The organism is Puniceicoccales bacterium (assembly GCA_031283585.1).
Classification (GTDB): domain Bacteria; phylum Verrucomicrobiota; class Verrucomicrobiia; order Opitutales; family LL51; genus JAIRTH01.
On sequence record JAITBP010000003.1, the window covers coordinates 16,207 to 26,007 of the forward strand.

Sequence of the window (9,801 nt, forward strand, 5' to 3'; positions counted from 1 at the left end):
CATGTCAAAGGTAAGTTATTTAGATAAGAGTAGTGTGATTAGTGGCTATAAAACCCATGCGAGCGATACCGGTTCGAGTGAGGTCCAGGTTGCGTTGTTGACGGCTAGAATTAATCATCTGACAGAACATCTTAGAACCCATACCAAGGATTATCATACCCGTCGAGGTCTGATTGCAATGGCAAACCGTCGTAGAAAATTGCTTAATTACATAAAAAGGTCTAATTTTACCAAATATAACGAGATGCTTCAACGCCTTGGTCTACGTCATTAATTTACCGTTTACCGATCTCATCGAAATGAGGTAGGACCTGGGGCTGTTCTGTGGAGAAGCATGAGCAGGATGTTATCGTCGTTGGAGCTGGCCATGCCGGCTGTGAGGCCGCTCTTGCTGCAGCTCGATGTGGGGCAAAGGTTCTGCTGCTCACAGGCAATATGGATAACATTGCCCAGATGAGTTGTAATCCGGCCATAGGTGGCCAGGCAAAAGGTCAAATAGTGCGAGAAATTGATGCCCTTGGCGGTGCGATGGCTATCAATGCTGATTTGACGGCCTTACAGTTTAAACTTTTGAACAGATCGAAGGGTTCTGCGGTGCAATCACCCAGGGCCCAGTGCGATAAAAAGGCCTATCAGCTTAGGATGAAACACATCCTGGAGGCCGAAGAAAACCTTGGGCTGTTCCAGGCTATAGTTACTGAGCTAATCATAGACACAGATAAAAATGTTGTCATCGGAGTGCGTACAAACCTCGGAGTTGATTTCCATGGCAAGACGGTGATTCTTACCACCGGCACATTCCTGAATGGCCTCATGCATGTTGGCCGAAGCAAAATAGAGGGAGGACGGTTGGGAGATTTTTCTTCCAAGTCTCTGGCCGATAGTTTGGCAAGAAGTGGTATCTCCATTGGCCGCATGAAAACTGGTACGCCTCCACGGATACTTGGACGTTCGATAGATTTCTCCAAATGCGAGGAGCAGCCAACGGACCAGGACGCAGTCAGGTTCGGATTTTATGATACAAGAGATGGATCCTGGGACGATGAAGATCCAAGGTCCTGGGTCGATAAACAGGATCATTCCTGCTGGATAACCTATACATCAAAAGAAACCAGGGAATTGATCCTTCATAATTTGGACAAATCGCCACTATATTCCGGGGAAATATCTGGCATCGGGCCGAGGTATTGCCCAAGCATAGAAGATAAGTGTAAAAAATTTGCCGATAGGGAAAGGCATCGATTATTCCTCGAACCGGAAGGGTGTCGGACCGATGAATGGTATATAAATGGGCTGTCGACAAGCCTGCCATTGGAGATTCAGCAGGAGATTTTGAAAACAATACCCGGTCTGGAAAACGCTATCATTGTCAGACCGGCCTATGCCGTGGAATATGATTACCTGCCACCAACCCAGCTGATGCGTTCGTTGGAGTCGAAGATTGTGCAGAATTTGTTCTGCGCCGGCCAAATAAATGGCACATCGGGTTATGAAGAGGCTGCCTGTCAAGGACTTATCGCAGGTGTGAATGCGGTCGCTAGGATAAATGGTCAGCCGCCGATGGTTTTAGGCCGAGATCAGGCCTATATCGGTGTCCTGATAGATGATCTGGTCACCAAAGGTACCTTTGAGCCCTACCGGATGTTCACCAGTCGAGCGGAGTATCGGTTGCTGCTGAACCATGGTAGTGCCGAATTGAGATTATTAAATGTGGCAAGGAACTATTCACTGCTGACCAGTCAGCGTATTTCTAGAATAGAAAAAAAATTAAAGTCAGTGGAGTTTTGGACCCAGGAGTTTTGCCATATCAGATCCGATGGCGAAAGGTTATTTGACATAGTGAAAAGACCAGATTCGGAGCCATCCTATCCGGGAGAATTTGTAGCGCTTACAAGAGAGATCAAAGACGAGGTATTGTACAGGGTGAAATTTTCTGGCTATCTCAGCCGAGAGCTTAAGCAGGTCCATAAAATGAAGGAGATGGACAGGGTCCCGATTCCGTTGAACTTTAACTATGATTCGGTGAAAAGCCTCCGGATTGAGAGTCGTCAAAAGTTTAGTAGCCTTAGGCCGGAAACCATCGGCCAGGCATCCAGGATCAGCGGCGTCAGCCCGGCCGACGTAAATTTGCTTTGGATGGCAATTGAACTGGCAAAAGCAAAAAGTCATGAAAAGTCATGAACAATGAAACAAAATTGACTGCAAAAATTTTTTTTACATAATAAATCCATGAGTCTGGATGGGTTGATTCCGTCAAAACGTGTCAGTGCCGAGGTGATGCGCGATTTCAGTGAAGATGGAAGCGCTGCCCGGGTATTTTTTGATAGTCTTAGGGCCAACGCACTGGATTGTTTTCGTAGTGGAGACAAGGTGGCATCCGATAACATATGGAAGCTCTATGATTACGTTGCTTCTTTAGACATAACAACCAGGGACTTGTTTATTGCCACCGATCCGGCCTGGCTATTATCAAAAATGATAGATAAATTGATGCCGGATTCCCAGGAAGCCCTGTGTGAAATGCCCGAGATGTTCTATAAGCATCAGAATACCAACGGCGATATCCAGGACAGATCAAAATCGATGCTATACAATATTGCTGATAAATTAGGTGGAGTTACGTCCGATGAGGCTCAAAAGTTGTTTTTTAAGTCTGTCAATGGCCTGGGTCCACTAACCGATGAGGGCGGTTTTTTGGCAAATGTTGTAAAAAATATTGGAGATAACTTTGGAAAAGTCCCGGTGGTTAGCCAAAATTCCTGCATTTCCCTGATTGGTAACGGTGCAACCCAATGCGCCCATATGCCCCAGATTGCACAGCAAAATTTTTCCAGAGGCGTGGCGGAGATGCTAAGATCCACCAGGTTTCCATATAAATTTGACAAAGATTCGCTGCGAGAGGCGTTGTTTCGTATGCCGGATTATTTGATGTCCAAGGAGCTAGACAGTGCCATAGAGGACTTTGATAGTAACGTTTCCGCCGATGTTTGATGCTGAATAGCCGGTTTTTTGGCTAGATAAAAAATCTGTATTATTTCTTGAAAATTGCAGTCAATGTAGTAAGTTCTGGTCGAAGAATTTCTATAATTATGGTGAAAAAGGCTAGTGCAACTATTGCGGATCCAAGGGACACAAAAGCTAAAGATACTTCCACATCGTCACAAAATTCCTACGATGTGATTAAATATGAAAGTAGAGTATTCCATGAGTCCAGTCCACAGCATCTACGAATGATGGCCAGGTTGTTTGGTATGAATGCTCCGAAGGCGTCAAAGGCTAGGGTGTTAGAATTGGGTTGTGGTGTCGGTGGAAATATAATGCCATTGGCTGTCCTATTCCCCGAAGCGAAGTTCGTCGGTGTTGATCTGTCGGAGGTCCAGATAACCGAAGGGAAAAAGGATATCGATGCACTGGGATTGAAGAACATAGAACTGACGCATATGTCCATATCGGATATCGATATCGATTTTGGTGAATTTGATTACATAATTTGCCACGGCGTTTTTTCCTGGGTACCGAAACAGGTACAATGGGATATAATCCGGGTGTGTAAAGAAAACCTGTCGAAACATGGCGTGGCCTATGTCAGCTATAACACATTGCCCGGCTGGGGAGTGGTGAGTACTATCCGGGACATGATGGTCTATCACACCAAGGATTTTTCCGATCCCAAGGAAAAGGTTTCCCAGGCCATAACTATGCTAAAGTTTGCTTTGGAAAACCAGACAGGTGAAACCAATCATTGGAAGGTTGCACTGGAAAAGGAGCTGAAGATATTGACGAATACTACAGCTGATTATGTTTTTCATGAACATCTGGAGGAAAACAACAATCCGATGTATTTTTACCAGTTTATTGAGATGGCTAATAAGGCAGGATTAAAGTATTTGGGAGATTCTTCATTGGCTTCGATGTATGTGGGCAATATGACGGCCAAGGCGGCTGATACCTTGAAAGGTCTAACGAACCAGGTGCATCAGGAGCAGTATATGGATTTTGTCAGAAATAGACGGTTTCGAAGTACATTGCTGTGCCATGATTCAAATAATCTAAACTTTAACCTGTCCGCGGAAAAAGCGTTTGAGTTTTATCTGTCGTTAAATTCAAGTGTTAAGCCGGATTTCGATCCGACTTTGGAGGACTGGACCAAGGAAGGTCCACGTTCATTTAACAATGGTGACATGGTGGCAAATGATAGGATCATAGCCCTGGCTATGATAGTGTTGATGGAAAAGAATGGTCATAGGATCTCGGCGAATGAATTGGTTACCGAAACCACCAAAAGACTTGGCTGGAACAATGAATTGGCCGTGCATGCGATGCTAGGCAACTGTGTTATGGAGTTGGCCATGCGAGGAGGAATTTTTCTGTATGATGGCCCGGAACACTGCGTGCGAACAATTTCAGAAAAGCCCGAGGTTTGGCGCTATGCCTGGCATAGGGCTGAAGCCGGCAATATTTTGGTCAATGTGGATTTGAAATCCGCTAGAGTAGATTTTTTTTATGCGGAATTTGCAAAGCTCTTGGATGGTAACCGGACGAAGAACGAAGCCATCGACGAACTTAAAAAAAATTTAAAAAAACTAAAAGTCGCTGTCAAAGCTAATGATGGCAGTAAGATTACCGATGAGGCCACCATCGATGGTGAGATAGAAGCATTTGCCCTGAAGGCACTTGATTATTTTTTAGCAGAATCATTTCTTGTTGCCTAGCATGGAAATTTTGTCCATTTATAATACATTAGCGAGGAGTAACCAGGAATTGGTGGCCGCCGAAGGGCGGCCATTTGGTGTATATTGCTGTGGACCAACGGTTTATAACTACGCTCACCTGGGAAACTTTCGTACATTTATTCTCCAGGATATTCTGGTTCGAGTATTGAAAGTCGCAGGCTACGATGTGAAGTTCGTCAGAAACCTGACCGATGTGGATGACAAAACCATAAAAAATTCCCTGGCCCTGGGGATGAAGTTGAAGGAATTCACAGGGGAATGGGAGAACGTGTTTCGGGATGATTGTCAGCGGTTGAATTTGCTGCGACCTGATGTGGAACCGCGTGCCACAGAACATATTAAGGAGCAGATAGCGCTGATAGAAAAACTGATTGCCGGTGGTCATGCCTATGTTACCCAGGATGGTTCGGTTTATTACGACGTATCCAGTTTTAAAGATTATGGAAAGCTTTCTGGCGTAAATGTTTCCGATTTGAAAACCCAGTCTTCCAATAGTGCCGGTGAGAGAAATGAGGCCGATGAATATGTCCGGGAAAATGCCTGTGACTTTGCCCTATGGAAAGCAAGAAAAGCCTCCGATGGTGAGAATTTTTGGCCAAGTCCCTGGGGTGATGGCCGCCCGGGTTGGCATATAGAGTGCAGCGCCATGTCGATGCTATACCTTGGCAATACCATCGATTTACACTGCGGTGGGGTTGATCTATGTTTCCCTCACCATGAGAACGAGATAGCACAATCTGAAGCCGCCACCGGTGAGATCTTTTCCAGGTACTGGTTTCATACGGCCCATCTTCTTATGGATGGCGAAAAAATGTCAAAGAGCCTGGGCAACATATTTGCGCTCAATGACATAATGGCGAAGGGCTTTTCCCCCATAGTGATTAGATATGTCCTGGCCTCCTGCCACTATCGCCAGCAGCTAAATTTTACAGTCGATGGGCTACGTTCAGCCACCGGTGCAATCCACAGAATCATCTCGACCCTCTCCAGGCTGAAAACGATGGCCGGGTGTGCCGACATAACCAGCGTGCCCTTTGTTGGCTGGAAATATTTTAAGGAAGCCTGGGAGGCTCTGAAAACTGACCTAAATATACCCCAATGCCTGGGCAATATTTTTTCCGTTCTAAATGAACTGGATCTGGAGTCCCTGGCCGTCGACCAGAGTAAGTATTGCCTGGCAGAAATATACAGGTTGCTCTATGCTCTGGGGTTGGATAATCTGTCGGACTTTGTCGATGCCAATGTTCCCGATGACCTGCGAATCATGGCAGAAGAACGTTGGACCGCAAAATTGGGTAAAAATTTCGCCCTGGCAGATACGCTAAGGTTGAAAATTAACGAATCAGGTTGGGAAATAAACGATTCCAAGACCTATTATACCGTCTTTAAGTCTCTCTAGCTGAACGCTCCTCTATTTATTAAAGAGGCTAAGTCAATAAATAATTGTAACTAGCGATATAATTATTAAACTTTCGTAACGCTGGCTTAGGCTTTGGATGGATAATAGTCAGAAAGAATTCTTGATGGTTTTGGCGTACTTGTACATACGATATAGCAAGTACGATGAGGCATTTTTGTTGCTCAAAGGGTTAAAGGAATTTTTTCCTGATGATATCGATTTAGGGTTAAGTTATGCCAATGCCTGTTTCGCAACTCAGAGACCGAAAGATGCTTTTGCGGAACTGGAGGCTTTGGATGGCAAGGAATTAGATAATCAGCAAAAGAAGTTATTTTATATATTGCGTAGCAAAACCATGTGGGCCCTTGGGCATGATAGCGAAGCAAGATCTGCTCTGGTTCATTTCCTTGGAATTGAAGAACGAGAGGCGCGATTGGCCGAGGTAACAAGAAAAAAAAGTAGGGAAAAGTGAAATTAACAACAAGAATAAGTGGAGCTATAAGTACTGTAACTAATTGCAGTGACGTACTCTTAGCATTGCTGGTAGTGGCGGTTATCATGTTGATGGTGGTGCCAATACCCACCGCATTTTTGGACCTGCTATTGGCTGTAAACCTGTCTATCAGCATCACGTTGTTGATGATATCGTTGTACATTCCAAGGGTTTTGTCCATATCCACGTTCCCCAGCATACTGCTATTCACTACCCTGTTTCGATTAGCCCTAAGTATAACAACAACAAGGCTTATATTGATAGATGCCGATGCGGGTGAAATTATAGAAACCTTTGGTAATTTTGTCGTGGCCGGCAATTTCGTTGTCGGTGCTGTCATATTTTTAATCCTATTGATTGTTCAGTTTGTGGTTATAACCAAGGGTGCCGAGCGTGTATCCGAGGTCACCGCAAGGTTCACATTGGACGCGATGCCCGGTAAACAAATGAGTATTGATGCCGATCTGCGAGCCGGAAGTATAGATACCGACCAGGCAAAACTCAAGCGTACAGAGCTGGAGCAGGAGAATCAACTCTATGGGTCGCTGGACGGAGCAATGAAATTTGTCAAAGGTGATGCCATCGCTGGCCTTATAATAACATTCATCGACATAGTTGCCGGTCTCATAATCGGTGTTTTCCAGAAGGGAATGGAGCCGGGCAAAGCTATAGAGGTGTATTCGATTCTAACCATAGGTGATGGCCTTGTTTCACAAATACCTGCACTGCTGATATCTATTACCGCCGGCGTAATCGTGACCAGGGTATCATCCGATGCGGCAAATCCACTGGGCCGAGACATAGGTAAGCAGTTGCTGTCAAGACCCAAAGCGCTGGTTATCGGCGGTTGTTTGATCGTTGGATTTATGTTAATACCTGGGTTCCCCAAGATACCATTTGTGATTATCGGTATTATTTCGTTCATTACTGGTCGTTCGCTTATGAAATCGGAGGATGAACAGAAGGGAGGCGGAACCAAGGCGGCGAAGCTTGCCAAGGCCACGGGTATGCCATCCGATGTGGCACCAAATATACCTACATTTAAAGAGGAAAAAGAGGAATTTTCTGTTACGGTGCCATTGCTGATTGATGTGGCAACATCCATAGAGGAATCTGTGGATCCCGGCGCGTTGAATGATCAGCTAATCCAGGTCAGGAAAGCCCTATACTACGATCTAGGTGTACCGTTCCCTGGCATACATCTTAGGTTCAATGAAAACCTGAGCGATGGCATATATCAGATTCTATTGCAGGAGGTACCGATTTCTCAAGGTAAGATTCTTAAGGATCATGTGCTTGTCCGTGAATCCAAGGAAAGCCTAGGAATTCTGAATATTCAATATCAGGAAGAGAAGGCATTTTTACCAAATATACCGTCCCTATGGGTACACAAGGGCCTCAGGCCACAGATGGACAAGGCCAGCATTAGCTATATGACTACACCTCAAATATTTACTTATCATCTATCATTTATATTAAAGAAATATTCCGGTGAATTTATTGGGTTGCAGGAAACGAGATTTATACTGGAAAATATGGAGAAAAATTTCCCGGAACTGGTCAAGGAAGTCCAAAGGGTGTTGCCGGTACAGAAGATAGGAGAGGTGCTGCAACGCCTGGTTCAAGAAGACATTTCTATAAGAAATTTGAGGCTCATCATCCAATGCCTAATAGACTGGGGTCAGAAGGAAAAAGAGCCGGTATTATTAGCCGATTATGTCAGATCTAGCCTAAAAAGATATATCAGTTATAAATACAGTGGTGGCCAAAATATCCTGGCCGTATATCTGCTGGATCCATCGGTCGAGGATGTGGTGAGAAAAGCCATAAGGCAAACCTCTGCAGGGAGTTATTTGGCACTCGAACCGGACACGGCTAAGAAAATTGTTCATAAGGTTAAGGAAGAAGTTGGCGACTTTTCACGGGAATCAAACCGTCCTGTGTTGCTAACATCAATGGACATAAGACGTTACCTGCGTAAGTTGATAGAGCTGGAGCTTTACGAACTGCCAGTGCTATCCCACCAGGAACTGACCGAGGAGATAACAATTCAACCACTGGGGAGAATTTCACTTGTGTAATTTGTAATTGGAGAGGGTTATGCTATGGCAAATGGGTTCGAAGATTCAATGGATGAAAAAAACAGCAGCAGCACACGGGTTTCTGAGGCCAGAAATCTTTTAGTGATTGCTGATAAGATGTTTAATGAGTACGGCCTGGGTAACGATACCATCGATAAGCTTTTTGAACTTGAGTTTGTGAAACCGTATAAGTCTGACGTGATTGAAGCCATAAAGGATGAGCGCAATCGCTTTGAAATGATGGGCTTGGTTCCGGAAGGTGGCTGGGAGAAATTGCCCCTAGAGGTCGATGAGCAAAATGACGAAAAGTCCCAGGAAATGCTCAAGCGTAGGGCTAAAACGCCAGGGAAAGATAAACCGGAAATCGCTGTTAATAAAGAAGATAAGCGTAGCTCTTTGCAGCAAATGGCTGTTGTAAAGAACAAATTGGAAGAGTTTATCGAAAACGTAAAGGCTTCCGAAGCAGAACTGAAAGACGCGATGGCCGAACCACAAAAACTGGCATTGCAAAAGAAGTCCGAGCCGGTTTCGGATAGTAGTCTGCCACTGGCCTATGACGGCAAGGCTGATAAAGCTAAAATAGCTGAGTCAGTCAGGTCCGATGAATATAAAGAGGTTTCGATTTCCGAGTATTCTGAAAAAATCGAGCAGACTGACGATTACCAGAAAATTTCTACTAGTCAGGCGATAAAGAAGGTTGCCGATGAACTGGAAAAAGCCGGTGTTATGGTTCCAGAATGTCGTTGTGATGCTTTAAAGAAAGATCCGGAAGATGTTGAAGTAGATAATATTACGGAATCTGCACCAAAATCACCTGCCCAGGGCAATAAAGCCTATCGTTCCAGTCGCACTAGGGGTACCGTAATATCGGCCCTGAGGTCCAGCATAAATCGTTATAGATCAATCGAACCAGGTTTAGTGAAAGAAAAAAATGAAGGTCTGCAACAAGTTAGAGAACCAAGCAACTTGTCAGATGTGCCAACACAGCCAATTGCTATCGAAGGAAGCACTGATAGCAAAAATGCCGATGTCAGCAAGAAGGTGAAAATTAGGAGAAGGCTGAAATTGTAGTTAATAAAGGAGGAATTTAGGTAT

8 protein-coding genes are annotated in these 9,801 nt (G+C 44.7%); all 8 read left to right on the forward strand.

Translation table 11 applies throughout. The features are described from left to right. The first annotated feature begins 1 nt into the window (after nucleotide 1). Nucleotides 2–274 carry a 30S ribosomal protein S15 gene (gene rpsO, locus LBB20_00490; GenBank protein MDR2735310.1) on the forward strand — a complete coding sequence of 91 codons (273 nt, stop codon included), beginning with the start codon at nucleotides 2–4 and terminating at the stop codon, nucleotides 272–274. Nucleotides 275–324: 50 nt separating this feature from the next. Further along, nucleotides 325–2,181, forward strand: coding sequence for a tRNA uridine-5-carboxymethylaminomethyl(34) synthesis enzyme MnmG (mnmG, locus tag LBB20_00495; GenBank protein ID MDR2735311.1), 1,857 nt, complete (start codon nucleotides 325–327; stop codon nucleotides 2,179–2,181). 48 nt (nucleotides 2,182–2,229) lie between these two features. Further along, nucleotides 2,230–2,991, forward strand: a complete 762-nt coding sequence (locus tag LBB20_00500; GenBank protein MDR2735312.1) for a hypothetical protein — start codon at nucleotides 2,230–2,232, stop codon at nucleotides 2,989–2,991. A gap of 98 nt (nucleotides 2,992–3,089) precedes the next feature. Next, on the forward strand, nucleotides 3,090–4,712 hold the full coding sequence (locus tag LBB20_00505) for a class I SAM-dependent methyltransferase (protein ID MDR2735313.1): 1,623 nt from the start codon (nucleotides 3,090–3,092) through the stop codon (nucleotides 4,710–4,712). Between the two features lies 1 nt (nucleotide 4,713). Continuing rightward, nucleotides 4,714–6,132, forward strand: coding sequence for a cysteine--tRNA ligase (gene cysS / locus LBB20_00510; protein ID MDR2735314.1), 1,419 nt, complete (start codon nucleotides 4,714–4,716; stop codon nucleotides 6,130–6,132). Between the two features lie 97 nt (nucleotides 6,133–6,229). Further along, the gene (locus LBB20_00515) at nucleotides 6,230–6,604 is read left to right on the forward strand and encodes a hypothetical protein (GenBank protein ID MDR2735315.1); all 375 of its coding nucleotides are present in this window, start codon (nucleotides 6,230–6,232) and stop codon (nucleotides 6,602–6,604) included. After that, on the forward strand, nucleotides 6,601–8,706 hold the full coding sequence (gene sctV, locus LBB20_00520; GenBank protein MDR2735316.1) for a type III secretion system export apparatus subunit SctV: 2,106 nt from the start codon (nucleotides 6,601–6,603) through the stop codon (nucleotides 8,704–8,706). Before LBB20_00515 ends, sctV begins: the two co-directional genes overlap by 4 nt. A gap of 24 nt (nucleotides 8,707–8,730) precedes the next feature. Then, nucleotides 8,731–9,777, forward strand: a complete 1,047-nt coding sequence (locus LBB20_00525; protein MDR2735317.1) for a hypothetical protein — start codon at nucleotides 8,731–8,733, stop codon at nucleotides 9,775–9,777. Nucleotides 9,778–9,801 lie beyond the last annotated feature (24 nt).